Annotated in this window: 20 protein-coding genes and 1 tRNA gene; 18 read left to right on the forward strand and 3 right to left on the reverse strand. The window is 64.7% G+C overall.

Translation table 11 applies throughout. The annotated features are described in order from the left end of the window. The first annotated feature begins 771 nt into the window (after positions 1-771). The 3 genes from AC1AYX_RS10085 to AC1AYX_RS10095 all read left to right on the forward strand — a co-directional run bounded on the left by AC1AYX_RS10085 (position 772) and on the right by AC1AYX_RS10095 (position 4275). Positions 772-2220: an AAA family ATPase gene (locus tag AC1AYX_RS10085; RefSeq protein ID WP_476503357.1), complete on the forward strand. Its 1449-nt coding sequence runs from the start codon at positions 772-774 to the stop codon at positions 2218-2220. 5 nt (positions 2221-2225) lie between these two features. Then, positions 2226-3023, forward strand: coding sequence for a hypothetical protein (locus tag AC1AYX_RS10090; protein ID WP_476503358.1), 798 nt, complete (start codon positions 2226-2228; stop codon positions 3021-3023). A gap of 175 nt (positions 3024-3198) precedes the next feature. Then, complete coding sequence (locus tag AC1AYX_RS10095) at positions 3199-4275, forward strand: aldo/keto reductase (RefSeq protein ID WP_476503370.1); 1077 nt, start codon at positions 3199-3201, stop codon at positions 4273-4275. A gap of 1017 nt (positions 4276-5292) precedes the next feature. On the opposite strand, the gene AC1AYX_RS10100 is transcribed toward AC1AYX_RS10095, so the two are convergent. Then, positions 5293-5427, reverse strand: coding sequence for a hypothetical protein (locus AC1AYX_RS10100; RefSeq protein ID WP_476503359.1), 135 nt, complete (start codon positions 5425-5427; stop codon positions 5293-5295). Between the two features lie 407 nt (positions 5428-5834). Here AC1AYX_RS10100 and AC1AYX_RS10105 point away from each other — a divergent pair, with 407 nt between their 5' ends. The 3 genes from AC1AYX_RS10105 (at position 5835) to AC1AYX_RS10115 (ending at position 11156) form a co-directional block, all read left to right on the forward strand. Then, positions 5835-6314, forward strand: a complete 480-nt coding sequence (locus tag AC1AYX_RS10105; protein WP_476503371.1) for a MarR family winged helix-turn-helix transcriptional regulator — start codon at positions 5835-5837, stop codon at positions 6312-6314. A gap of 798 nt (positions 6315-7112) precedes the next feature. Continuing rightward, positions 7113-8927 carry an ABC transporter ATP-binding protein gene (locus AC1AYX_RS10110; protein ID WP_476503360.1) on the forward strand — a complete coding sequence of 605 codons (1815 nt, stop codon included), beginning with the start codon at positions 7113-7115 and terminating at the stop codon, positions 8925-8927. Positions 8928-9314: 387 nt separating this feature from the next. Then, positions 9315-11156 carry an ABC transporter ATP-binding protein gene (locus AC1AYX_RS10115; protein ID WP_476503361.1) on the forward strand — a complete coding sequence of 614 codons (1842 nt, stop codon included), beginning with the start codon at positions 9315-9317 and terminating at the stop codon, positions 11154-11156. Positions 11157-11595: 439 nt separating this feature from the next. On the opposite strand, the gene AC1AYX_RS10120 is transcribed toward AC1AYX_RS10115, so the two are convergent. Further along, the gene (locus AC1AYX_RS10120) at positions 11596-12609 is read right to left on the reverse strand and encodes a ribose-phosphate diphosphokinase (RefSeq protein WP_476503362.1); all 1014 of its coding nucleotides are present in this window, start codon (positions 12607-12609) and stop codon (positions 11596-11598) included. A gap of 494 nt (positions 12610-13103) precedes the next feature. On the opposite strand from AC1AYX_RS10120, the gene rpsF reads away from it, so the two are divergent. The 6 genes from rpsF to AC1AYX_RS10150 all read left to right on the forward strand — a co-directional run bounded on the left by rpsF (position 13104) and on the right by AC1AYX_RS10150 (position 16435). Beyond that, on the forward strand, positions 13104-13400 hold the full coding sequence (gene rpsF / locus AC1AYX_RS10125) for a 30S ribosomal protein S6 (protein WP_101622285.1): 297 nt from the start codon (positions 13104-13106) through the stop codon (positions 13398-13400). A 103-nt stretch (positions 13401-13503) separates the two neighbouring features. Then, positions 13504-14178, forward strand: coding sequence for a single-stranded DNA-binding protein (locus AC1AYX_RS10130; RefSeq protein WP_476503363.1), 675 nt, complete (start codon positions 13504-13506; stop codon positions 14176-14178). 117 nt (positions 14179-14295) lie between these two features. Then, positions 14296-14544, forward strand: a complete 249-nt coding sequence (gene rpsR, locus AC1AYX_RS10135; protein ID WP_034528805.1) for a 30S ribosomal protein S18 — start codon at positions 14296-14298, stop codon at positions 14542-14544. Between the two features lie 19 nt (positions 14545-14563). After that, positions 14564-15010 carry a 50S ribosomal protein L9 gene (gene rplI, locus AC1AYX_RS10140; RefSeq protein ID WP_101622283.1) on the forward strand — a complete coding sequence of 149 codons (447 nt, stop codon included), beginning with the start codon at positions 14564-14566 and terminating at the stop codon, positions 15008-15010. Between the two features lie 423 nt (positions 15011-15433). After that, positions 15434-15507, forward strand: a tRNA-Lys gene (locus tag AC1AYX_RS10145). 196 nt (positions 15508-15703) lie between these two features. Further along, positions 15704-16435 (forward strand): MIP/aquaporin family protein, encoded by a 732-nt coding sequence (locus AC1AYX_RS10150; protein WP_165784868.1) that lies wholly within the window; start codon positions 15704-15706, stop codon positions 16433-16435. 107 nt (positions 16436-16542) lie between these two features. Here the strand turns inward: AC1AYX_RS10150 and AC1AYX_RS10155 are convergent, their stop codons facing one another. Next, on the reverse strand, positions 16543-19671 hold the full coding sequence (locus tag AC1AYX_RS10155) for an HAD-IC family P-type ATPase (RefSeq protein ID WP_476503364.1): 3129 nt from the start codon (positions 19669-19671) through the stop codon (positions 16543-16545). Positions 19672-19785: 114 nt separating this feature from the next. Between AC1AYX_RS10155 and AC1AYX_RS10160 the strand changes: the two genes are divergently transcribed. The 6 genes from AC1AYX_RS10160 (at position 19786) to gatB (ending at position 25368) form a co-directional block, all read left to right on the forward strand. Beyond that, the gene (locus AC1AYX_RS10160) at positions 19786-20067 is read left to right on the forward strand and encodes a metal-sensitive transcriptional regulator (RefSeq protein WP_476503365.1); all 282 of its coding nucleotides are present in this window, start codon (positions 19786-19788) and stop codon (positions 20065-20067) included. A 26-nt stretch (positions 20068-20093) separates the two neighbouring features. After that, positions 20094-20735 carry an orotate phosphoribosyltransferase gene (locus tag AC1AYX_RS10165; RefSeq protein ID WP_476503366.1) on the forward strand — a complete coding sequence of 214 codons (642 nt, stop codon included), beginning with the start codon at positions 20094-20096 and terminating at the stop codon, positions 20733-20735. Between the two features lie 175 nt (positions 20736-20910). Continuing rightward, positions 20911-21831, forward strand: a complete 921-nt coding sequence (locus AC1AYX_RS10170; protein WP_476503367.1) for a TrmH family RNA methyltransferase — start codon at positions 20911-20913, stop codon at positions 21829-21831. 158 nt (positions 21832-21989) lie between these two features. Next, positions 21990-22289, forward strand: coding sequence for an Asp-tRNA(Asn)/Glu-tRNA(Gln) amidotransferase subunit GatC (gene gatC, locus AC1AYX_RS10175; protein ID WP_101622276.1), 300 nt, complete (start codon positions 21990-21992; stop codon positions 22287-22289). A gap of 6 nt (positions 22290-22295) precedes the next feature. Further along, positions 22296-23837: an Asp-tRNA(Asn)/Glu-tRNA(Gln) amidotransferase subunit GatA gene (gatA, locus tag AC1AYX_RS10180; protein ID WP_476503368.1), complete on the forward strand. Its 1542-nt coding sequence runs from the start codon at positions 22296-22298 to the stop codon at positions 23835-23837. A gap of 31 nt (positions 23838-23868) precedes the next feature. Continuing rightward, positions 23869-25368 (forward strand): Asp-tRNA(Asn)/Glu-tRNA(Gln) amidotransferase subunit GatB, encoded by a 1500-nt coding sequence (gene gatB, locus AC1AYX_RS10185; RefSeq protein ID WP_476503369.1) that lies wholly within the window; start codon positions 23869-23871, stop codon positions 25366-25368. Positions 25369-25825 lie beyond the last annotated feature (457 nt).

The raw sequence follows: 25825 nt of genomic DNA on the forward strand, positions 1-25825 counted from the left end.
GAACGCCGGCGGCGTTCGTAGGCGAAGGCGAGCGACAGCGAGCAGACATAATGTCGGCCGAAGGCCGTCAATAATTGCGAAGGAGCTGGTGGCCGGAGGCCGACTGAGGGGGTTCGCCGGGGCGTTCTCAATGCGGCTGCGATGCATTGGCCCCCTCTGACGAACATCGCCTACAGACGAGCCGGTATGAGGTCAAGTTGCAGACTGCCCGTGTCAAGGGGCCCAATTCTTGGCCCCCTCTGACGAGGGGGCTGTCCGCGAAGCGGACTGGGGGAGAGATAGCTGGAGGTGACGTCACAGCGGAACGTCACGTTCCCGGTATCTCTCCCCCAGTCAGCCTCCGGCTGACAGCCCCCTCGTCGGAGGGGGCCGGGTCTCTCTTTTCTCGGTTCTCTCTCTTCCCCCTCTCCCCCTCTCCGGGTTCTCTCTTCTCGCCTTTACTCCCTCAGTCTCGCTTCGCGGGACAGCTCCCCCTGAAGGGGGCGCAGTTCACATCGGGAGGTGACGTTCGGGGGCAGTGGGACCGCTCCCCCTGAGGGGCGCAAAGGGATTGCATGTGCCGTGGGCGCATTCCGTTTTCCTGCTCCTCTGAGGGGCGCAGAGGTGCGCTACGACTGGGGGTGTTGGGGCGGCAGGTTCTGGGGCGCGACGAATCGCAGGTACAGGTACGTGTATCGGGTTGTGCACCGGGTTGTGCACCGGGTTGTGCACCGTCGTTCACGGGTGGGGAGTGCGTTGGGGACGAGGCTGTGCGACTGTTAGACTGGGCGCATGCGTCTATCAATCAGGAATCTGGGCAAAATCAAGGAAGCCGATGTCACGATTGATGGCATTACCGTCATCGCCGCGCCCAACGATACCGGCAAGAGCACGATCGGCAAGGCCGCATACGCGCTGACGAAGACGTTCGAGGATTTCGATGGACGCGTGCATGATGAGCTCGCCGACGCGGTGAGGGAGAGGATTGAACGTGATTTGCCCGAGGGAATTGCCGGCTCGGGGCTCGGGCCGTTTGGTATTCGCGCCGCATATTTTGATCCGGATACGAAGAATTGGCACGTCAACGAAAGACCAGCAAATATACTTGCCACTGCCTTGTCATCATCGGCGAATCGGATTCCCGATGATGGACAATTATGTTCATTGATTCAGACTATCAGTGCACATGCGGTATCCCGTAATCGCGATGATGTCGAAAAAGTAAGAGTGCCGGAAAACGGTCTAGACGCGGATAACATGCGTGCGGTGGCGGATTGGCTTGTCTCCGATGCGCCTGCTGCCCGTGAAACACGTAAAGATCTGTTGGCACTGTTGGCAATCGACATGCGGGAAAAGGCCAAGGAATTGGCTAATCGCACTTTTTCAAGCGTGTTCAACGGGCAAATCCGCAATCTCTGCGGTGAGCCAGATTCCGCGGCCATAGCCTTGCATGAAGAGCAGGAGGGCGACTGGGAACCGCAGCGGACCGTGACGTTCTCCTCCGAAGGCGAATGCACCACGGCTGAACCGGTAAGCGACGAGCACAGGCACGTCTATATCATCGATGACCCCAATGTCATTGAGCAATTCGATAACAGTCATTATCCGGCTTTGGGGTTTGTCGGGTATCGGTGGGATCTGATCGAGGCATGCCAGACAGCGCTGCGCGCGCGGAAGAACAACACCGATGCCGGATTGAGCGAATCAATCCTCGCCAAAGCGGATATGCGCAACGTCATCGACCTGCTGAAACGCTCCTTCGCCGGACGTTACGACCGCAACCAAAACGGCAACGGCGTGCTCGTGAAGGAAGGCCTGCGCGAGCCCGTGCCCATCGGCAACGCGTCCATGGGCTCGAAGGCCATGCTGCTGCTGCGGTTCCTCGTCGAAAACATCATCGTGCGCAAAGGCGATATCCTCGTGCTCGACGAACCGGAAATCCACCTGCATCCGGAATGGCAGATTACGTACGCGCACGCACTCGTGCTCATCGCCAAACAACTCGGCATCAACATGATCGTCACCACGCACAGCCCGTACTTCCTGAAAGCCCTCGCCGGCTACTCCGGAATCGAAGACTATGGGGAGCACGTGCACTACTACACGGCCGACGACAACGATGACGGCTCCAACAGTTTCCATGAAGTGCAGCCGGAAGATGTCGGCACGCTCTACTCCGTCATGGCACACCCGCTGCAGACCATCGACGAGGACGTATTCCGGAAGATGCAGGGGCGGTGAAGGGCATGAGCATGTCGGATTCGCCCGCGTCGAGTCGGGGACTGTGGGTGCCGGATATCGGTAAGGTCATGACCTTGGAGAAGTATCCGCAGAAAACGTTGCGGGAATGCTCCAAAACAGATGACAAAGATGATCTAGGTTTTGCTGACGATGAGCACCTAGCGGTTGATTTCGACGCCTACATCGGCGTGGTTTGCGATCAACTGCGCAAGCAATGCAAAAAACAGGGGATAACACAGCAGCCACACATGCCGATACAGGACAAGCCCTCTACAGCAGACGCGCTCATCCTGTGCGGCGGCGATGACGGTGATGACGGCGGTGATGACGTTGCTGGAATCACACTTATCGAATTCAAGAACCGAAATCTGTTCAAGCGCGGTCGTGGCGGTCAGGGAATCGCCAATCCACTGGAGATCAAACCCGACATAACAATCGATCTGATTAGCAAGCTCTACGATTCGGCGATCATGCTGCTGATGCTGAACCGCGTCACCGTACTGACCGCACGCCGGATGCTGACCGCGTACATCGTGTGCGCGTCAGCGAAAAACGAGGAGTTCGCAGGTCAAGTGGAAGCAGAAGCCGAGACGGTCGCCGCGGCTGGCGGCTCTGGCTTTGCCGCGTATTCCTCGATCATGGCGGACGATGCGGTGGCCGGAGGACTGTTCGACGCCACGGTGTTCTCGTTCAAGCCCAAATGGGCGAAGCATTTCGAAAGCTACCTCTACTCGACGGTATGCTTCGTCACCGAAGAGCAGGTGTCAACCCTCATGTCCACGATTCGCAACGTGCACCCGTGAGTGGAGCTAAGCGGGGGGGAATAGGACCGGGCTGTGCGATGATGGGAGTATGAGTGCAATTGCAGTGAAGCAGGGACAGTTGGAACCGCAGGGATCGCAGGACCGGCAGAGTCGGGGCGCGGAGTCGCCGAATGTTGTTCGGTTTGCGGGGAAGGCGCGCGTGCCGCGGCTCGGCATGGGGACGATGGCGCTCGCCATCGAAGGGCGACCGGACCGCGCGACCGCGATTGAGACGATTCACGCCGGGCTCGACGCGGGCGTGCGGTACCTCGACACCGCATGGTCGTACTATCTGCCGTCGGCGCCGGGAGTGGACGGCACGGGGGCGCCGGGCGACTTCGGGTATGGTGAGAAGCTCGTGCGCGACGCGCTCGCCACATGGGACGGCCCGCGCGACGAAGTGCTCGTCGCCACGAAGACCGGGTACCGGCGGACGATCGAGGTGGATGGGCCTGCGGTACCCCCTCAGTCGGCTTCGCCGACAGCTCCCCCGGATAGGGGGAGCAAAGAAGAAGGCCAAGCTTCTGCAGGGAGGAGTGACGCCGAGACCGAGACGGGTAGCCTTTGCGCCCCCTGTGAGGGAGAGCTGCCGGCTTCACCGGCTGAGGGGGTGACCTCGGCGGAATCCGGCGCGGCCGTACCCCGTCAGCATTTGCAGGCGGCGGGGAGTCGGTATGGGTGGATGGCGGATTCACGGCCGGAGACGATGATCCGCGACGCGAAGGAATCCGCACGGCATCTCGGCGTGGAGGCGCTTGACTTGTTGTATTCGCATGGGCCGGACCCGGCCGTGCCCTACGAGGACCAGGTCGGCGCGCTGAAGACGCTGCTTGACGAGGGCGTGATCCGCTACGCGGGCATCTCGCGCGTGAACAACGAGCAGATCGACGTGGCACGGCGAATCCTCGGCGACCATCTGATTGCCGTGCAGAACCAGTTCTCGCCGTCACACCCCGACCCGGAACACACGATGGAGCACTGTGCTTCGCTTGGGCTCGACTTCGTCTGCTGGTCGCCGCTCGGCGGGTTCCTCGACCCGTTCGACAGTCACGCCTACGACCCGTTCCGCGCGGTCGCCGCGGCGCGCGGCGTCTCCTACCAGCGGGTCGTGCTCGCGTGGGAGCTCACACGCTACGGACGGCTGTTCACCATCCCCAGCGCCCGCAACCCGCACGAGATCCGCGACTCCTTCGCCGCGATCGACCTGCACCTGACCGACGAGGAACTGGCGACCCTCGCAACACTAGGCTGAGACTTGGTGACGACGGCTTGATGACGGCCGGGCTGAATGGGCGCAGCTGAATGGGCGTGGCATGCTCCTTGCTTCCCTACATCGTGAGGAGCCATCGTCGGGCATGACCCGCACGCAGCGGAATCGCCTTGCTCCTCACGGATGTGGGGCTCCATGGCGATCAAGGGGTCCGGCATCCGGGTCGCCTTGCTCCCCCACGGATGTGGGGGAGCTGTCCGGCCTTCGGCCGGACTGAGGGGGAACTGGCCCGCTGCCCTAGGCGCATGACCGTTTTCTGCGCGAGCCTGCATGGTTTGACGGCGAACCTGCATGGTTCGGACCCGAACCTGTAGGAATTTGAGCTGAACCTGCGGGGTGGGGCTTGGTAGACGGGCCTTTCTGGGATGCTGTGCCGATTCAAGAACGGCGGAATTCCGCGGATTATGCGTTGCGTAGTTGAGGGCGATCGGCCTGTCTTCAGAAGGGGTGTGCGCAGGTTCGCGGAATAGACCTACAGGTTAGGTGCGAAATCCTGCAGGTTGCGCCCTGATCTATACAGGTTCCACTCCAGACCGTGCAGGTTCGGGGAGAACCGTGCAGGTTTCGCCTTGTGACTGACGTGGGGTTCCGCATGGGGCTCTGCGTGATTGCCCCCTCAGTCCGCCTAGCGGCGTCCAGCTCCCCCTGAAGGGGGAGCAAAGAAGGAACCGCGTCTGCCCGAGGGGAGCGAGGAGGGGGTGCCTGACCGAGGGGAGCAAGAAGGAACTGCACCTACCCGAGGGGAGTGAGGAAGGAACCGCACTTACTCGAGGGAGCAAGGAGGGGGGCGTCTGCCCGAGGGGAGTACACCTATCCGAGGGGAGTGAGGAAAGAACCGCGTCTGCCCCCGAAAACAAGAAAAACGGCGCGAATCCGATTACGAGCTGACAACCACTGCGCGTACCCCCATACGTCTGCTGTGGCGTTGTGGGCCCGTAATGCTGTACCTCTTGACTGATTCGTGCCGTCTGAAATTATCGATTGATTGGGCTGGGTCACTCAGCTGTGGACGCGGCTGGTGGCGGTGTACTGGAACGCGCCGTGCACGAGCGCGGCGGTAAAGTGCATGCCGCACATGCCTGCCTCTTCCGCTTCGTGAGTGCATCCGGCGATGCTGCATAGATGACGAGTCATGGTGTCTTCCCCTTCCTTGGGCCTTCAGCTTCCGTGCCGTGGTGGCCGCTAGCTTCCGTGCCAACGTTTCGTTGTCCAATATACGCGTATTGTGCTCGAAATCCAAGATAACAATTTGATAATGTGGGCCAAATCACATTATAATGACGCGTTTGAGCGTGTCGCTGGCCGTCTGTCTGGTCTTGTGATGAGGCGTCGGGGCGCTGTGTGCGTCGTGTGATTCCGCAACGGATTGCGGTGGATTATGCGGGCGGGGCCGGATGATTGGATGCCTGGAGTACTTGGAGGCCGTCGGGGCGGTGACGCTATCGGGACTTGTCGGGGCGTGTTGTTGACGGGGTAAATTGTTTATAGTGTGAGGTATATTTGAGGGATATTGGGTGGAGAATTCGACGAAAGGGCCGATGATGGGCTTTGAAGAAGAAGCGGTGGATGAGCTGTATTCCAAGGTGTGGAGCCATCGGTCCGCAATGCAGCGCGAGCTCAATCGTGGCGCCCACGGCGAGGTCTTCGCCCTCCGTCAGCTCGCCTGCCACGGCGAAATGACGCCGTCCCAATTGGCCGAATCCCTGCGCGTGAGCTCCGGGCGCGTGTCCACGGTGCTGTCGTCGTTGGAGAAGAAGGGGTTCGTCACGCGCAAGCCCGATCCGGACGACCGGCGCGTGGTGCGCGTCGCGCTTACCGATGCCGGCCGTGCGCGCATCGAAAAGGACTTGGAGGACATGCGTTCCGCAGTCCGCTGGATCTTCTCGCAGATGGGGGAGCGGCGCACGCGCGAGTTCGTCGAACTGACGCGCGAATTCATGACGTACATGTCGATTTGCCACCCCGGTCAGCCGCGCCCCACCGCGGAAGAGGTGCGCAAGGCGTTCGAAGAGAACGAATAGGAGGGCGATGTTCGGCTCCCTCTGACGAGGGAGCTGTCCGCCGTAGGTGGACTGAGGGAGAGACGGGGCGGCCGGTAGGCCGCGGGGAGATCGTATCGGCCGAAGGCCGATTCTGTTTTCTGCGGCCTGCGGCCGCTGTCTCTCCCCCACCCGGCTTCGCCGGGAGCCCCCTCGTCAGAGGGGGCCGAGGCCGTTGGTCTTGGCTGCTGCCGGGAGCCTGGCCACAATTGTGGACAGCCTTCGGCTGGCCTCACATCGGCTCGCCTGTCGGCTCGCACGTCGACTACAAACGCCCCCGGCGTTTGCTTCACGGCGATGTGCCGTCAGAGGGGGCCGGGGCACTGCATCGCCCGCGGGTAATGCGCTGATTTGCTGGTTTTGTGGGGAACACGCCGGTGGGTTTGGAAATATCTTATAGTGTAAGTAATTTATGGGGCAAAGATAAATGAATTGGTGGCGGTGCAGGTGGCACCCCCTCAGTCCGCTTCGCGGACAGCTCCCCCTCAAGGGGAGCAGGGGTGGGGTAGCGATGTGCCTCCTTTGGGCGGGGTGGTCTCTCCCTCCGGCGCTTCGCGCCACCTCCCTCGTCAGAGGGAGGCTGCAAGAGAGCGCGCCGGCCATGCCCCTCGTCAGAGGGAGGCAGGGTGCGCCGGGCGCCTCCCCGTCAGAGGGAGGCGAGTGAACCGACTTTGCCACCCGCCTAATCGTCGGTCCGCCTTTTCGTATCGCTCGTCAGAGGGAGGCAGAGGGCACCGGGCCGGGCCACCGATCATGTTGTCAGTCAGATAAGGGGAATCAATGTTTCGTGTGATGAGATATCTATCCAAGGGGGAGGTCGGGCAGATGCTCGTCGCCCTCGTGACCATCGTGGGGCAGGTCTTCTTCGACCTGAAGTTGCCCGACTACATGTCCGACATCACCACGCTCGTCGAGACGCCGGGCAGCGAGATGGCGGACATCTGGATCGCCGGCGGCAAGATGCTGCTCGTCTCGCTCGGCTCCGTGGCCTGCGCCGTCGTCACCGGCTTCATCGCCGCGCGCGTCGCCGCCAGCTTCGGCCAACGCCTGCGCTCGCTCGAGTTCGCGAAGGTCGAATCGTTCGGACCGGCGGAGATGAGCCGCTTCTCGACCGCGAGCCTCATCACCCGCTCCACCAACGACATCACGCAGATCCAGATGTTCATCACGATGGGCCTGCAGCTCATCGTCAAATCGCCGATCATGGCCGTGTGGGCCATCGCGAAGATCGCCGGCGACGGCTTCGAATGGACGCTCGCCACCGGCATCGCCGTGGTCGTCCTGCTCGTCGCCATCGTCGTCCTCATGGCGATGGTCATGCCGAAATTCAAGGCCATGCAGGCCCTCACCGATGACATCAACCTCGTCGCCCGCGAGAACCTCACCGGCCTGCGCGTGGTGCGCGCCTACAACGCCGAGGACTACCAGGAAGCCAAGTTCACCAAGGCGAACAAGGCCCTCACCGACACGCAGCTGTTCACCAACCGCGCCATGGCCGTCATGATGCCGCTGATGAACACCGTGATGAACGGCCTCATGCTCGCCGTCTACTGGATCGGCGCCTACCTGATCGACGCCGCCGCCCTCACCGACAAGCTCACCGTGTTCTCCAACATGGTCGTCTTCTCCAGCTACTCCGTGCAGGTCATCATGAGCTTCCTCCTCATGAGCATGGTGTTCGTGCTCTGGCCGCGCGCCGACGTGTCCGCGCAGCGCGTCATGGAAGTCCTCGACACCGATCCGCTCGTCAAGGACGGCGCCGACACCGCCGCCGACGTGACCCGCCTCGGCCACGACGCGCACGGCACCGTCGAATTCCGCGACGTGAGCTTCACCTACCCGGATTCGCGCGAGCCGATCCTCGAACATGTCACGTTCACGGCGAAACAGGGCCAGACGGTCGCGTTCATCGGCTCCACCGGCTCCGGCAAGTCGTCGCTCATCAACCTCGTCCCGCGTTTCTACGACGTGTCCGCCGGGCAGGTTCTCGTCGACGGCGTCGACGTGCGCGACTGGAACGTGACCGACCTGCGCGACCGCATCGGCTACGTGCCGCAGAAATCCGTGCTGTTCAAGGGCACCGTCGCGAGCAACGTCGCGTACGGCGACGACGCGCGCGCGGCGGCGGGCCGCGGCGACGCGTCGCGCGCCGACGCCGCGGACATCGACATGACGCGGGTGCGGGAGGCGGCGGACGTGGCGCAGGCCACGGAATTCGTCTCGCGCATGGACGGCGGCTTCGACGCGGCCATCGCGCAGGGCGGTTCCAACGTGTCCGGCGGACAGAAGCAGCGACTCTCCATCGCGCGCGCCGTCTACCGCGATCCGGAGATCCTCATCTTCGACGACTCGTTCAGCGCGCTCGACTTCAAAACCGACCGCGAAGTGCGCGACGCGCTCGCGGAACACGCGACGGGCGCGACCAAGCTGATCGTCGCGCAGCGCATCGGCACGATCATGAACGCGGACCGGATCGTCGTGCTCGACGACGGCAAGGTCGTGGGGCAGGGCACGCATCGCGAACTGCTGCAGGGCTGCGACGTGTACAGGCAGATCGCCGAATCCCAGCTCAGCCAGACCGAGCTGACGGCGTGATGGCAGGAGCGGCTGCGCGTGCAACCCCCTCAGTCGCGCAGAGCGCGACAGCTCCCCCTGACAGGGGGAGCGGGGAAGGGGATTGCGCCCCCTTTAGGGGGAGCTGGCCGGCCGGAGGACGGGCTGAGGGGGTGCGGCGACAGCCGCTTGATATGGCGGCATCGGCCTTCGGTCGATTCGATTTGCCCGCGGCCTGCCAGCCGCTCGGGTCTCTCCCTCCGTCCGCCTGCGGCGGACACCTCATCCGCAATTACGGACGGCTTTCGGCCGACCTCATATTGCTCGCCTATCGGCTCGCCTTCGCCTACAAACGCCTCCGGCGTTTGCCTGACGGCTCAGCCCGTCAGAGGGAGGCAAGATGACAGACTTTGTGAAAGGAATGGAATAATGCCAGGACCTATGGGACATGGCGGGCCGGGACGCGGCGCCGTCGAGAAACCGCAGAACTTCGGCGAGGTGATGGGCAAGCTCGTGCGGTATTGCAGGAGCTACATCCCCGTCATCATCATCGCGCTCGTGCTCGGCGCGACCGGAACGATCTTCCAGATCATCGGACCGGACAAACTCAAGGACATGACCAACGAGATCGTCAAGGGCCTGCCCGCGATGGTCCACGGCCGCCCGGTCATGGGAGCCGTCGACTTCGACGCGGTCTCGCGCATCGGATTCACGCTCGTCGCGCTCTACGTCGGGTACGCGGTGCTGAGTTACGTGCAGAGCTGGCTGATGGCGAACGTCACCCAGCGCACCGCCCAGCGACTGCGCGAATCCATCTCGCAGAAGATCAACAAGCTGCCGCTCAGCTACTTCGACAAAGTCAGCTACGGCGACGTGCTCAGCCGTATCACCAACGACGTCGACGCGATCGGACAGACGCTCGGCCAGTCGCTCGGCTCGCTCATCACGTCCGTCACGCTGTTCGTCGGCGCGCTCGTCATGATGTTCTACAACAACGTCATCATGACCTTGTGCGCGATCGGCGCGAGCCTCGTCGGACTGGTGCTGATGATGGCGATCATGAAGGCGTCGCAACGCTATTTCACGCGCCAGCAGGTCGCGCTCGGCCAGGTCAACGGCCACGTCGAGGAGATGTACTCCGGACACCTCATCGTCAAGGCGTACAACGGCGAAACCGCCGCGATCCGCGACTTCGAACGCTACAACGCGGACCTCTACGACTCCGGCTGGAAGTCGCAGTTCCTCTCCGGACTGATGATGCCGCTCATGCAGTTCATCGGCAACTTCGGCTACGTCGTCGTGTGCGTCGTCGGCGCCGCGCTCGCGATGAACGGCGACATCGAATTCGGCGTCATCGTCGCGTTCATGATGTACATCCGACTGTTCACACAACCACTCTCGCAATTCGCGCAGGCGTTCCAGAACCTGCAACGCTGCGCCGCCGCATCCGAGCGCGTGTTCGGCTTCCTCGAGGAGCCGGAGATGACCGACGAAAGCGCGAAACCGGCGCTGCTCGGCGCTCGCGCCGACGCGCCGGTACGCGGCGACGTGACGTTCGACCACGTGCGCTTCGAATACGAACCCGGAAAGCCGATCATCAACGATTTCAGCGCCGACGTGAAAGCCGGACAGAAAGTCGCGATCGTCGGACCGACCGGCGCGGGCAAAACCACCATGGTCAACCTGCTCATGCGCTTCTACGACATCGCCGGCGGGCGGATCGCGATCGACGGCGTCGACACGGCGAGCGTGCCGCGCTGGAACGTGCACGAACAGTTCTCGATGGTGCTGCAGGACACGTGGGTGTTCCACGGGACCGTGCGCGAGAACATCGCATACTCGAAGCCGGGCGTGACCGACGAGCAGATCCGTTCGGCGTGCCGCGCGGTGGGGCTCGACCACTACATCATGTCGCTGCCCGACGGGTACGACACGGTGCTCGACGAGAACACGTCGCTGTCCGCCGGGCAGAAGCAGCTCCTCACCATCGCGCGCGCGATGGTGCAGGACGCGCCGATCCTGATCCTGGACGAGGCGACCTCGTCCGTGGACACGCGCACCGAGGAGCTGATCCAGAAGGCGATGGACGCGCTCACCGTGGGGCGCACCTCGTTCGTGATCGCGCACCGGCTCTCGACGATCCGCGACGCCGACATGATCCTCGTGATGAACCACGGCGACGTGATCGAACGCGGCACGCACGAGGAGCTGCTGGAGGCCGGCGGGTTCTACGCGGACCTGTACAACAGCCAGTTCGCGCCGGTGGCGTGAGGGGCGTGAGGCGAATCGCCTGACGGGGTGTCCGCTGGGGCGCGACGGCGGTTGGGGCGTCCTGACGAGGTATCTCTTTGGGGATATCTCCGTTGGGAGGGGTGGTTTGGCGCTGTCGCGGGAGCCTATCTGCGTTACGAGGGGTGCCGGAGACGGGATACGCCGGGCGTATGCGGCTCGATGACGGTGATATTTGGTCGTCGTCGACGGTTGCGGTACCCCTTGTAAGCGAGAAATCATCGGGAGCGAGGGAGGATGTACCCCTTGTAAGCGAGAAAAGCCCCCGGAGCCCGGTTAAGGGCTTCGGGGGCTTTTCGTGGTCTCTCGTTGTGGTGGTCTCTCCCTCCGGCGGTGCGCGCCACCTCCCTCGGCAGAGGGAAGCGATGTCTGGGATGACTTTCTGGCGGCAGCTTCCTCAGAGGGAGGTGATGACGGGGGATCAGGCGTAGATGTTGCGGGGGCGCATGTCCTCGGGGAGGCCTTCGAGCAGGGTCTGGACGGAATTCTCCTCGAAGACGGAGCGGATGCCGGCGGCCAGCAGAGGCGCGACGGACAGGACCGTCATGTTCGGCAGGCGCTTCTCCTCGGGGACCGGCACCGTGTCCATCAGGACGATCTCGCGCGCGCCGCACTGCGACAGGCGCTCGACGGCCGGGCCGGACAGCAGGCCGTGCGTCGCGACCAGCGTGACCGAGCGCGCGCCGGCGCCGCGCAGGGCGTGCACCGCCTCGCAGATCGTGCCGGCCGTGTCGATCATGTCATCGACGACCACGCAGTCGCGGTCGAGCACGTCGCCGATGATGCCGTGCGCGACGGCGTGGTTCGGACGGGTGATGTCGCGGGTCTTGTGGATGAAGGCGAGCGGCAGGTTGCCGAGCTTCGCCGCCCAACGCTCCGACACCTTGATGCGGCCCGCGTCCGGGGAGACGATCGTCGTGTTCTCGAGCGGCAGATGATTGCGCACGTAATCGATGAGCACTGGCGTGGCGGTCAGATGGTCGACCGGCGCGTTGAAGAAGCCCTGCTCCTGGGAGGCGTGCAGGTCGACCGTCATGATGCGGTCGGCGCCGGCCGTGCGGAACAGGTCGTAGACGAGGCGCGCGGTGATCGGCTCGCGGCCCTGATGCTTCTTGTCCTGACGGGAGTAGCCCATGAACGGCGCGACCACGGTAATCGTGCGGGCGGAGGCGCGCTTCAGGGCGTCGATCATGAGCAGCTGCTCCATGATCCACTTGTTGATGTCGCCGGAATGGCATTGCAGCGCGAACACGTCCGCGCCGCGCACCGGCTCGGTGAACCGCACGTACATCTCGCCGTTCGCGAAATCGTAGGCGGTGGTCTCCAGCACTTGCGTGCCCAGACATGCGGCGATCTGATCGGCCAGTTCGGGGTAGGCGCGGCCGGTGACCACCGCCATACGCTTGTCCGGAGTGCCCTCGAGCAGCGACGTCATGTTTCTCGTACCCGTCCTTTTGTTCGTAGTGTCCTCGCACCGCGCGGCGCTTCCGCATGCGCGGTGAACCTCAGACAAGTGTACTAGGGGAGGGGAAGAAGGCGTGTGGGGGAAGGTGCGGGGTGTGGGCTGTTGGCGGCTGTTGGCGGGAGACCCCCTCAGTCAGGCCGCCGCCTGACAGCTCCCCCTGAAAGGGGGCGCAGGAGGGGGAGTCCGCTGTTTGCGCCCCTTTCAGGGGGAGCTGGCGACCGGAGGTCGTCTGAGGGGGTGCCCGTGCGGGGTGCCCGTGTGGAATGGCTTGCACGGGGTGGTGGTTCGGGCGTGGGCGAGGGGCGTGATCTGTCGAGCGGGGGCGTTATCTTGGGGAGGTTGCTTTGTTGGGGTCATAGGCGTGTCCGGCTTCTTGCCGCGCGCATGCGACCCGGATGATGCAGCACGCATACACACTCCTGCCACGGAAGGTCCGTGGCCACATAGTCCGAAGGAGGTGGGTGATGTCTGCGCATAAGTACGAACTGATGTTCATCGCCGATCCTGAGCTGAACGAGCGTGATCTCAAGAAGCTGACCGAGCAGTACCTCGAGCTGGTCACCAAGGAAGGCGGTTCCGTCGATGAGCCCGATTTCTGGGGCCGTCGCAAGCTCGCCTACGAGATCAACGGCAAGACCGAAGGCAACTACGTCGTGGTGACCTACACCGCCGAGCCCGCTACCAGCGATGAGCTCGACCGTGTCCTCAACCTCAACGAATCCGTGATCCGTACGAAGATCCTTCGTAAGGACGTCAAGTAAGCGTTTGAAGCGTCAACCGGCTCCCGCGGCGGAACACCGTCGCACGGGACGCCGGTGCGGAATACAGTCGAAGTAGGAATCTCGAAGTAGGAAGGCGGCAATCATGGCAGGCGAAACCACGATCACCATCGTCGGCAATCTCACCGCGGATCCGGAACTGCGCACCATCGGTTCCGGCGCGACCGTGGCGAGCTTCACCATCGCGTCGACGCCGCGCACGTACAACCGCCAGTCCGGCCAGTTCGAGGACGGACAGGCGCTGTTCATGCGTTGCTCCGCATGGCGTGACCTCGCCGACCACTGCGCACAGTCCCTGTCCAAGGGCATGCGCGTGATCGCGCAGGGTCGTCTCCAGCAGCGTTCCTATCAGGCACAGGACGGTTCCAACCGCACCGTCGTCGAGATGACGGTCGACGAGATCGGCCCGTCGCTGCGCTACGCCACCGCCCAGGTGACCCGCCAGTCGTCCGGTAACGGCGGCTTCGCGGGCCGCAACCAGGGCGGCAACGGCGCGGGCGGCTTCGGCGGCGGCAATGGCTACGGCCAGAACGCCGGCGGCTATGGCCGCGGTAACGGCGGCAATGGCGGCTACTCGGGTGGCAACGGCTACCAGGGCGGCGGTTCCAGCTTCGGCGGCGGCCAGTCCGGCGCGCCGGCGGGCGGACAGCAGCCGGCCGCGGACCCGTGGAGCAGCGGCTCGGATTCGGGCAACAGCTTCTCCACGTTCGGCGGCTCCTCCGATTTCGGCGGCGGCTCCGACGACGATCCGGAGTTCTGATCCGCGTTTCCGCGCCTTCACGCTTTCACGCCGCGTAGTACCTGACGCGTATGCAACGCGCAACGCGTAACTGCGACGAGCGAACACAACATCAACATCGTAAATAAGGAGAACATCATGTCCCGCAAGAGGCCGCAACCGCCGGTCAAGCCGTTCAAGAAGAAGCCGAACCCGCTGAAGGCGGCGAAGGTCACCGAGATCGATTACAAGGACGTCGCGCTGCTGCGCAAGTTCATCTCCGATCGCGGCAAGATCCGTTCCCGTCGTATCACCGGCGTGACCGTGCAGGAGCAGCGCAAGATCTCCAAGGCGATCAAGAACGCCCGCGAGATGGCCCTGCTGCCGTACGCCACTTCCGGCCGCTGAGTTCTAGGAGGCATCTGAAATGGCTGAAACCAAGGTTATTCTCACCCAGACCGTTGCGAACCTCGGTCACTCCGGTGACGTCGTCACCGTCAAGGCCGGCTACGCCCGCAACTACCTGCTCCCGCAGAAGCTTGCCTTCGCGTGGAACAAGGGCGCCGAGGCCCAGATCGTCGCCATGAAGCGCGCCCGTCTGGCCCAGGCCGTCGCCACCCGTGAAGACGCCGTCGCCGCCAAGGAGGCCATCGAGGGTTCCGCCGTCGAGATCGCCGCCAAGGTGTCCGAGTCCGGCAAGCTGTTCGGTGGCATCTCCAAGGAAGCCATCGCCATGGCGCTGCTCGACAAGGCCCCGGTCGACCCGAAGGCCATCACCGTCGAGACCATCAAGACCACCGGCGAATTCCCGGCCACGGTCCAGCTCCACCCGGAGATCTCCGCGAACTTCTTCGTGAAGGTCGTCGCCGAGTGACGATTCCGGCGGTGATTATTGCTGCCGGATTCCCATCAGACTGACGGATTGAAGTCTGAGCTTAAGCACTGAGAACCCCGTGCCGCGCGTGATTGTTGTTCACGCGGGGCGCGGGGTTTTCGTATGCGGCGGGTGTTGCGGTTGTGTTGCGCCAAGGCTGGCGTGGTTCCGATGGTTCTGGCGGGTTCCGACGGTTTCCAAGGCGCGGCTTCGACCGCTCGGGTATGACTCCTGCCATTTATGTGATGATTATGTGAAGAGCGGTTTTCAAGGTGGGTTAGGCGAGGTGGATGAAGCGTGCAGACGGCAAATCAGCGATTTTACAAACGTTGGAATTCCGGGCGACACGCCGAGAGTTGCGTTAGAATCAAACACGAGTATATTTATCACTCGTTGCAAGGAACACTTCAACAACTAGCCAACGCCCCTGTAGCTCAGTTGGTTAGAGCAGCTGACTCTTAATCAGCGTGTCCAGGGTTCGAATCCCTGCGGGGGCACAAATAAGACCGGAATCGAAAGATTCCGGTCTTATTGTATTTCCAAGCGAACTCGTACGGCGACGAAGCCAGGGTTATAGGCCAACCCGCCAACCCAGTTCAGCCCTCGGCGTATGCTTACCTCGTTTGTTTGTCTCCCGCCTTTCGGGCGGCCGCATCACCAATCCAGACAAGAACAAGAAGAAAAGAAGAAGCAGTGGAATACTCCCTCTTTACCAAGCTGGCCGCCGAGTTCTTCGGCACCGCCATCCTGATGATCTTCGGCAACGGCTCCGTCGCCAACGTCGAGCTTAAGAACACGAAGGGCCACCACGCCGGCTGGCTCAACATCGCCATGGGCTACGGCTTCGGCGTCATGTTCCCGGTGCTCATGTTCGGCGCTGTCTCCGGTGCCCACATCAACCCGGCCATGACCCTCGCGCAGGCCATCAACGGCATGTTCCCGTGGGACGAGGTGCTACCGTACATCATCGCGCAGCTGCTCGGCGCCGCGCTCGGCCAGTTCATCGTGTACCTCACGTACTACCCGCACTACAAGGACACCGATGACGCCGAGGCCATCCTCGCCACCTTCTGCACCACCGACGCGGACAACAAGAAGCTCAACTACTTCCTCAACGAGATGTTCGGCACGCTCGTGCTCGTCTTCGGCGCGCTGTGCTGCCTGATGGACCCGTGGGGCGAGAAGGACCCGGCCGCCGCCGCGATCGTCGTCGGCTTCATCGTGTGGGGCCTCGTCACCTCCATGGGCGGCCCGACCGGCCCTGGCCTGAACCCGGCCCGCGACCTCATGCCGCGCGTCCTGCACGCCATCCTGCCGATTCCGTCCAAGGGCACGTCCCGTTGGAACGAGGCGTGGATCCCGGTCGTCGCCCCGATCGTGGGCGCGATCGTCGGCGCCTGGCTGTTCAAGGCGTTCTTCGCGTGATTGCGTGATTGCGTGATTGCGTAGCGAATACGCATAGCGAATACGAAACCGGCCCGTCGGTTCCCGCGTATTGCGGGGCGACGGGCCGGTTTCGTTATGGTGGGGAATCAGTGCTCGAGGAAGATCTGGGGGGCCTTGGCGAAGTTGTTGGCGCAGTGTTCGCCGCAGAAGTAGTAGGTCTTGCCCTCGTACTCGCGGGTGATCGCGTCCGCGTTCACCGCGACCGTCATGCCGCACACGGGATCGGTGGCGGTCTCGCCCTCGGTGGGGGCGGCGTGGTGCATGGCCATGTGGTCGTGGTGCATGTGGTTCATTTCCATGGTGTTCTCCTTGGTTGTGATTGATGGGGAAGTGCTGGTGGTTTCGGTGTCGGCGGCCCCCCTCAGTCCGGCTTCGCCGGACAGCTCCCCCTGGGAGGGGGCGCAGGAAGAGGAGGTGCCGGTGGTGAGGGAGGTGCGTTCGTCGATGATGACGCGGGGGCCGGGTTCGGTTGCGCTGGCGGCGGACACCCCCTCAGTCGGCTTCGCCGACAGCTCCCCCTCGTAGGGGGAGCCGGAAGAAAATGCCGACGGCTCCGCTCGGGCGATTGCGGCGCGGGGCTCCTTGAGGGCCGTGTCGCTCAGGGTGATGCGGTTGAGGCGGTTGGCGTTGAGGACCAGGCAGACGGAGCTCAGGGCCATCGCGAGACCGGCGATCATCGGGCTCAGCAGCCAGCCGGTGAACGGGTAGAGCACGCCCGCCGCGATCGGGATGCCGATCACGTTGTAGCCGAACGCCCACCCGAGGTTCTGCCGGATGTTGCGCATCGTCACCTGCGAGAGGTTGATCGTGCGGATCACGCCGCGCAGGTCGCCGCTCATCAGCGTCACGTCCGCGGACTGCATCGCCACGTCCGTGCCGGTGCCGATCGCGAATCCCAGATCCGCCTGCGTGAGCGCGGGCGCGTCGTTGATGCCGTCGCCGACCATCGCGATCAGCCCCTCATGCGGCTCGTGCTGCAATCGTTCGATCCAATATGCCTTCCCATCGGGCCTGACCTGCGCGATCACCGTGTCGATGCCGACCTCGCGCGCGATGCCGGCCGCCACCTCGGCCTTGTCGCCGGACAGCATGACCGTGCGGATGCCGGCCGTGCGCAACGCGGCCACCGCCTCCTTCGACCCGGGCTTGACCGTGTCGCGCTCATAGCTCGGCCGGCTCCAATCCGCGGAATCCGCGTCGGCCACGCCGCGCGTGATCGTGCCGGTCTTGTCGAACACGACCGTGCCGATCTCGCGTGCCCGTTCCAGCGCTTTCGCGCTGGTCACGAGCACGCCGTTCGTCGCGCCCACGCCGGTCGCCGCCGTGACCGACAGCGGCGTGGCGAGTCCCAGCGCGCACGGGCATGCGATGATGAGCACGCTCACCGCCGTGACCAGCGCGTGCGCGAGCTTCGGGTCCGGGCCGAGCGCCAGCCAGATCGCGAACGTCCACACGGCGATGATGAACACCGCCGGCACGAACACGCGGGCGATGCGGTCGGCGAGGCGCTGCACCGGCGCCTTCGTCGCCTGGGCGCGCGCCACCATCGCGACGATCTGCGAGAGCACGGTGTCGCCGCCCGTCTGCGTGACACGCATGAGCAGGTTGCCGCGCAGCACCACGGTCGCGCCGGTGAGCGTGGACGAGCGGGCGGGAGCGGAACCCTCGGAAGTCGCGGCATCGCCATCTCCGTCGACGAATGTGTATGGTTCGGATGGTGTTGTGTGGGGTTCGGCGTCGAATGTGTATGGTTCGGCACACAACGTGCAGGAATCCGGACCGGACGTGTAGTCGTTTTCGGCGAACGTGCGGGGTGTGGTCGTGAAGACCGGGGTTTTGCGTACCGGACGGGACTCGCCGGTGATCATCGACTCGTCCACCTCGGCCTCGCCGGCGACGACCACGCCATCGGCCGGGATGCGTTCTCCTGCCTTGATTACGAGCAGGTCGCCGGGTTCCACCTCGTCGATGTCGACGTCATGGAAGGCGTTCGGATTGAGCCAGCGTTCGCCCGTCTGCGAAGAGGTCTTCACGACAGGGGCGTGCAGGTTCGCATCAGAATGCTGCACGTTGCCCTCGGAATCATGCACGTCCGCCTCGGAACCATGCACATCGCCGTCCGAACCATGCACGACACCCCCGGAACCATGCACATTCGCCCCGGGCGCGGGCTGTCCGGCTCCCGATGCCTGCGCGGCGGCCTCCTCGATTCCCTCGGGGACCCCTTCAAGCCGGTGCGCGACCCGTGGGCGGAGCTTGATGAGGCTCTGCACCGCCTTGCCGGTGCCCTCGCGCGCCTTCGTCTCCAGCAGGCGGCCGACGAGCACGAGCGTGATGACCACGCCCACCGATTCGAAGTATGGTTCGCGCGAGCCTTCCGGCAGCAGCCACGGCGCGATGCACACGAGCAGACTGTACAGGTAGGCGGCGCCCGTGCCCAGCGAGACAAGCGAGTTCATATCCGGTGCGCGATGGCGCAGCGCGGGGAAACCGACCTGATGGATCGGCGCGCCGCAGTAGAACATGACCGGCGTGATGAGGATCGCCTGCCACCACGGGTTCGTGAGCCAGTCCGGCAGCAGCATGTGGTTCGCCATGTGGATCATCATCACCGCGAACACGGGGAGCGTCAGCACCGTGCCGATTGCGACCAGACGGGTGAGGTTGCGGATCTCGGTACGCCGTTCCTCGGCTTCGCGAGCCTCGTTCGCCGCGTAGTCGGCCGAAGCCGCGGCTGCGGGAGCGGGTGCGCCGGCTCCCGTAGCCCCCGCCGCGCCCGCCCTAGCTCCGGCGGCTCCCGTTCCGGCGGCTCCCGCCGTTTCGCCACCTCTGTCGCCTTGGACGCGCAGCAGCCCGTGCACCATGTTCATGCCGCAGGCGAACGGATAATCGCCGGCCGGCAGTGCGGGCAGTTTCACTTCGGTGGCCGTGTTGCCCGGCAGCATCGCGTCGAGCCCCAAATCGCCGAACACCACGTGCGAGGTGCATTCGCCGGTCTCTTGCCGGTCGAAGTTCAGGGTGATCGGCATGCCGGCGCGCATCGTCACCACGTCGGGGGAGTAGCCGCCCTTCACGGTGATGGTGGCGCGCTGGGCGCCCTCGTGCAGCTCGCCGGCCACGCCCTTGCGCTCGCCGAAGAAGAACCGCAGGATGAGCCAGGTCGCGAGCGCCGCGACGACCAGTGCGGCGACGCACGTGAAGATGTTCAGTTCCATGTCCGCTCCTCGTTCTCGTCTCAGTCCATCGTATACCGCACCACAGTGTATACCCAATACCCCTATGGGGTATATACTGGATGGTGTTTTCCGCACGGCGAAAGGAGACTGGCGATGCACGGCTACGGCGATGACAAGGCGAAGGTGCTGGCGCGGCTGAAGCGCATCGAGGGCCAGGTGCGCGCCATCGAGCAGATGGTGGACGACGACCGGTACTGCATCGACGTGCTCACGCAGATCTCCGCCGCGAATTCGGCGCTCAAATCGGTGGCCCTGCTGCTGCTCGACGACCATCTCAACCATTGCGTGCGTCAGGCGTCGGCCGAGGGCGGCGACGTGGCCGACGAGAAGCTCGCCGAGGCGTCCGCCGCCATCGCCCGCCTCGTGCGGTCGTGACGAGGGCGCGCCGTACCCTATGGGATATGAGTGATTCAGGATTCCGCGCCACCGGCCCCGCCGACCTGCATAACGAGCCCATCGACTTCGCCGCGCTCGACCCGCGCGAGCAGCTCCGCGCCCTGCTGCGCGAGCGCGTCGCCGGCAAGCCGTTCTCCGAGCTGTACGCGGTGACGCTCGACCATCACGGTGCGGCCGTGATGGGCCACGTCCTGCTCGACACGTTGGAGGACGCCGGCTATTCCGTCGACGATTACGATGCGGTCGGCGCGCTCACCGCCGCTTCCGTGCCGCTTGTCGGATCGATGATCCAGGCCGCCGCCTCCCGCGGCGAGAACCTCGACGGATTCGTCATGGACTTCGTGTTCCCGTCGATTAAGGGACCGTCGATCAGAGGCAAGCGCGTGCTGCTGCTCGACGCGTGGCTGTCCGAGAAATCCTACGTGCAGACGAGTTCGCTCGTCACGCTGCGCAACGGCAACGAGCTGAGCCTCGACTTCTCGATCGTCGAGCATGAGGGCGCGAGCGTCGTGGCCGTCGCCTCGCTGGTCGGCGGCGTCGGCAAGGGCGCGGACGAGCATGAGATCACCGTCATCAGCCCGGTCGACGGTGCAAGGCACGAGGTGCCGTTCATCCAGGTGTTCCACGAGTCCGATCTGGCGGAGTAGGTCGGCAGCGGAGACCCCCCCCTCAGTCACCTTCGGTGACAGCTCCTACGCGATTGCGGACAGCCTTCGGCTGGCATGATGTCGGCTCACTGTCGTTCGCCTTCGCCTACAAACGCCTCTGGCGTTTGCTTGACGGCTCAGCCTCAAGGGGGCGCAAGATGTATGGAAAGGTGATATGCATCCTCGTAATCCTATTGATGTCGAAGGCGAGCGGTCCGGGGAACCGGTGTTCCGCGAGGTGGGTGTCGGGCCGTGGGCCGAGGCGCATCCCGGCGAGCCGCGGCCGGACGATCCGGCGTCGCCGCTGTACGCCGACCGCCTCCGCTACGACCCGAAGCTGCTCGACCAAGGCGATCGGCGCAACGTGCTCGACCGCTACCGGTACTGGACGGTCGCCGCGATCAAGGCAGACCTGGACGCGCACGGACGCCACGACTTCGAGGTCGCCATCGAGAACTGGACGCACGACTTCAACATCGGCTCGATGGTGCGCACCGCCAACGCGTTCCAGGCGCGGCGCGTGCACATCGTCGGACCGCACAAGTGGAACCGCAATGGCGCGCTGATGACCGAGCTGTACCAGCACATGGAGCATCACGCGTCGATTGCGGCGATGGTGCGCTGCTGGCGCATGCGCATCGCCGGCGAGATCGCGGCCGAGCGGTCGCGCGCCGCGGCGGCCGCGTTCCACGCGCACGAGGCCGCCGCCCGCGCGACGGCCGCCGTGCGCGGCGCGGCCGGTAGCGTCGCGACGGGTGACGCGGCGTCGCGCGCGGGCGGCGACGTGCGCGCCGCGCAGGCGCCGTTCCTCGCGGAACTGGACGCCGCCGAGGCGCGTATCCGCGAGCTGGAGGCGGCGCGCGTCGTCGCGATGGACATCGTGCCCGGCGCGGTGCCGATGGAGCGGTACGCGTTCCCGAAACGCTGCCTGCTGCTGTTCGGCGCGGAAGGTCCGGGACTGACCGAGACGGCGCTCGACCTCGCCGACGACGTCGTGTACATCTCGCAGTTCGGTTCGGTGCGTTCGATCAACGCGGGCGCGGCGGCGGCCGTCGCCATGCACAGCTGGATCGCGCAGCACGCGGCGATCCGGTGACGGGCGAGGGGGACGCGGCGATTCGGCGGTCGCGGTGCGGCGGCCGCCGGGATGCGATGACGCGATGATGCGGTAACGCGATGATGCGATGACACGGTGATTCGGGGCGGGCGGTACATCCGTTCCGCGTGTCACAAATTGCTCGTATAGTTAGGCGCATGCCTACATTCACACGCGAAGAAATCGTGCATTTGGGCGATTTGGCCCGAATCGCGCTCACCGATGAGGAGATCACCCGTCTGCAGGGCGAGCTGAACGTCATCGCCGATTCCATCAACAAGGTCCAGGAGGTCGCCTCCGACGACGTCGAACCGACCGCCAACCCGGTCCCGCTCGAGGCGTACCTGCGCCCGGACGTGCCGGTCACGCCGCTGACGCAGGCCGAGGCGCTCGCCGGCGGCCCGAAGACCGAGGCCGGCATGTTCGTCGCGCCGCGCATCCTGGGAAGCGAGGAGTGAGCCGATATGACCGAAGCAACCAACGAACTCGTCAAGCTGTCCGCCGCCGAAATGGGCGCGGCCATCAAGAAGGGCGACGTCTCCAGCCGTGAGCTGGTCGACGCGCACCTCGCCGTGATCGAGGCCGCCGAGCCGAGCATCAAGGCGTTCCTCAAGGTCTCCGGCGACGTGGCCCGCGAGCAGGCCGACGCCTTCGACGCGAAGTCCGCGGACGAGAAGGCCGCCCTGCCGCAGCTGGCCGGCGTGCCGATCGCCATCAAGGACATGATCGTCACCAAGGGCATCGAGACGACCGCCGCCTCGAAGATCCTCGAAGGCTGGATCCCGCCGTACGACGCGACCGTGATCGAGAAGCTCAAGGCCGCCGGCATGCCGATCCTCGGCAAGACCAACCTGGACGAGTTCGCGCAGGGCTCCTCCACCGAGCACTCCGCCTACCAGACCACCCACAACCCGTGGGATACCGACCGCGTCCCCGGCGGCTCCGGCGGCGGTTCCGCCTCCGCGGTGGCCGCGTTCGAGGCCCCGCTCGCCCTCGGCACCGACACCGGCGGCTCCATCCGCCAGCCGGGCGCGTTGACCGGCACCGTCGGCGTGAAGCCGACCTACGGCGGCGTCTCCCGCTTCGGCGCGATCGCCATGGCCTCCTCGCTCGACCAGATCGGCCCGGTCTCCCGCACCGTGCTCGACTCCGCGCTCCTGCAGGAGATCATCGGCGGCAACGACCGCCGCGACTCCACCTCCATCCCGGAAGGCCCGCGTCCGATGGTCGCCGCCGCGCGCGAAGGCGCGAAGCGCGACCTCAAGGGCGTGAAGGTCGGCCTCATCAAGGAGCTCAGCGGCGACGGCTTCCAGGCCGGCGTCTCGGCCCGCTTCAACGAGGCCGTCGACAAGCTCAAGGAGATGGGCGCCGAGGTCGTCGAGGTCTCCTGCCCGCGCCTCGAGTACGCGCTCGGCGCGTACTACATCATCATGCCGTCCGAGGTCAGCTCCAACCTGGCCCGCTACGACGGCATGCGCTACGGCCTGCGCGTGATGCCGCCGGCCGGCGTGCCGCAGACCGCCGCCAACATGATGGCTTACACGCGTGAGGCCGGCTTCGGCGACGAGGTCAAGCGCCGCATCATCCTCGGCACCTACGCGCTGTCCGCCGGCTACTACGACGCCTGGTACGGCTCCGCGCAGAAGGTGCGCACGCTCATCATCGAGGACTTCAAGAAGGCGTTCGAGCAAGTCGACGTGCTCGTGTGCCCGACCAGCCCGACCACCGCGTTCAAGCTCGGCGAGAAGACGTCCGACCCGCTGGCCATGTACATGAACGACATCGCGACCATCCCGGCGAACCTCGCCGGCGTGCCCGCCATGTCGATCCCGGCCGGCCTGTCCGACGACGGCCTGCCGGTCGGCTTCCAGTTCATCGCGCCGCAGCAGCGCGACGAGGTCATGTACAAGCCCGCCGCCGCGCTCGAAGCCGCGCTCGAGGAGGACTGGAACGGCCCGATCTGGAAGGACCTCAAGGCCCCGTGGCTCGACGGTCTCGCCAAGTGAGTGACATCGGAAGGATTACAAGGACAACATCATGGCTGAAAAACTGATGAAGTACGCCGATGCCACCAAGAAGTACGATGTGGTGTTCGGCCTGGAGACGCACGTCGAGCTGTGCACCAAGACCAAGCTGTTCTGCCCGGCCGAAGTGAGCTTCGGCGGCGAGCCGAACACCCAGCTCACCCCGGTGAGCCTCGGCCTGCCCGGTTCGTTGCCGGTCGTTAACAAGACGGCCGTCGACTACGCGATCAAGCTGGGTCTCGCCCTGCACTGCGAGATCGCCGAGTGGAGCCAGTTCGCCCGCAAGAACTACTTCTACCCGGACATGCCGCGCGACTACCAGATCTCCCAGTACGACAAGCCGACCAACGGCAACGGCTACCTGGACGTCGAGCTGGAGGACGGCACCGTCTTCCGCGTGCCGATCGAGCGCGCCCACATCGAGGACGACGCCGGCAAGAACACCCACGTGGGTGGCGCCGACGGCCGCATCGAGGGCGCCGACCACTCGCTGGTCGACTACAACCGCGCCGGCGTGCCGCTCATCGAGATCGTGACCAAGCCGATCGAGGGCGCGGGCGACCGCGCTCCGGAGATTGCCGGCGCGTACATGCGCGCCATCCGCGACATCGTGCGCGCGCTGGGCATCTCCCACGCCCGCATGGAGCAGGGCAACATGCGCGCCGACGTGAACGTGTCGCTGCGCCCCTCCGCGGACGCCCCGTACGGCACCCGTTCCGAGACCAAGAACGTGAACTCGTTCCGCGGCATCGAGAAGACCATCCAGTACGAGATTCGCCGTCAGGCCGCACGCCTCGACGAAGGCAAGGAGATTCTGCAGGAGACCCGCCACTGGGACGAGGCCACGCAGACCACCGCGGGCGGCCGTCTCAAGTCCGACGCGGACGACTACCGCTACTTCCCGGATCCGGATCTGGTCATGCTTCACATCACCAAGGAGCACATCGCCGAGATGGAGGCGCAGATGCCGGAGATGCCGCGCGAGCGCCGCAACCGTCTTAAGGCCGAATGGGGCCTGACCGACCTGCAGCTGCGCGACATCCTCAACGCGGACGCCCTCGACCTGATCGAGGAGACCGTCAAGGCCGGCGCGACCGCCGGCGGCGCGCGCAAGTGGTGGCTCGGCGAGCTCTCCCGCGAAGCCAACGCGAAGGGCGTCTCGCTCGAGGAGCTGCCCGTCACCCCGGCCGACGTGGCCGAGGTCGAGAAGCTCATCGCCGACGGCAAGCTCAACGACAAGCTCGCCAAGCAGACCATCGCCGGCGTGCTCGCCGGTGAAGGCACGCCGGACGAGGTCGTCAAGAAGCACGGCTACAAGATCGTCGAGGATTCCGGCGCCATCGAGGCGGCGGTCGACGCGGCGTTCGAAGCCAACCCGGACGTCGTCGAGAAGCTCAAGAGCGGCAACATGAAGCCGATGGGCGTGATCATCGGCGCCGTGATGAAGGCGACGCGCGGCCAGGCCGACGCGAAGGCCGTCACCAAGATCGTCATGGGCAAGATCAAGGGCTGATCGGCTGATTCGCTGACTGGCTGATTCGTCGCAGACGGACCGAAGGGCCGAGCGGGAAACCGCTCGGCTCTTTTCGTATGTGCAGCGGGGCGTCGTCGTCTTGGGCCCCTTCTGTCGAGGGGGCTCCCGGCGGAGCCGGGTGGGGGAGAGCGCTCCCCCTTGTGAGGGGGAGCTGGCGGCCGCAGGCCGACTGAGGGGGTTGTCGGGTTGTTGTGTGGTCGGTTTTTCGACACGCCGATGGATGCTTGTGTTTCCGGGGTTTTTGGGGTTGTTTTGTGGTGTGGGTTTGCGTGTGTGGTCGGTGTGGTGTAGGTTATTCATTCGCTGCCGCTGAGTGGTCCGGTTGTCTGCTGTTGGTTGGTTTCCGGGTTGCTTGGCGTGTGTGGTGGTTTGAGAACTCAAGAGTGTGTTGTACTACTTACTTCTTTATAGTCAATGATTGCCAGTCCGATTCCCG

It is taken from the genome of Bifidobacterium sp. LH_419, from assembly GCF_056356955.1.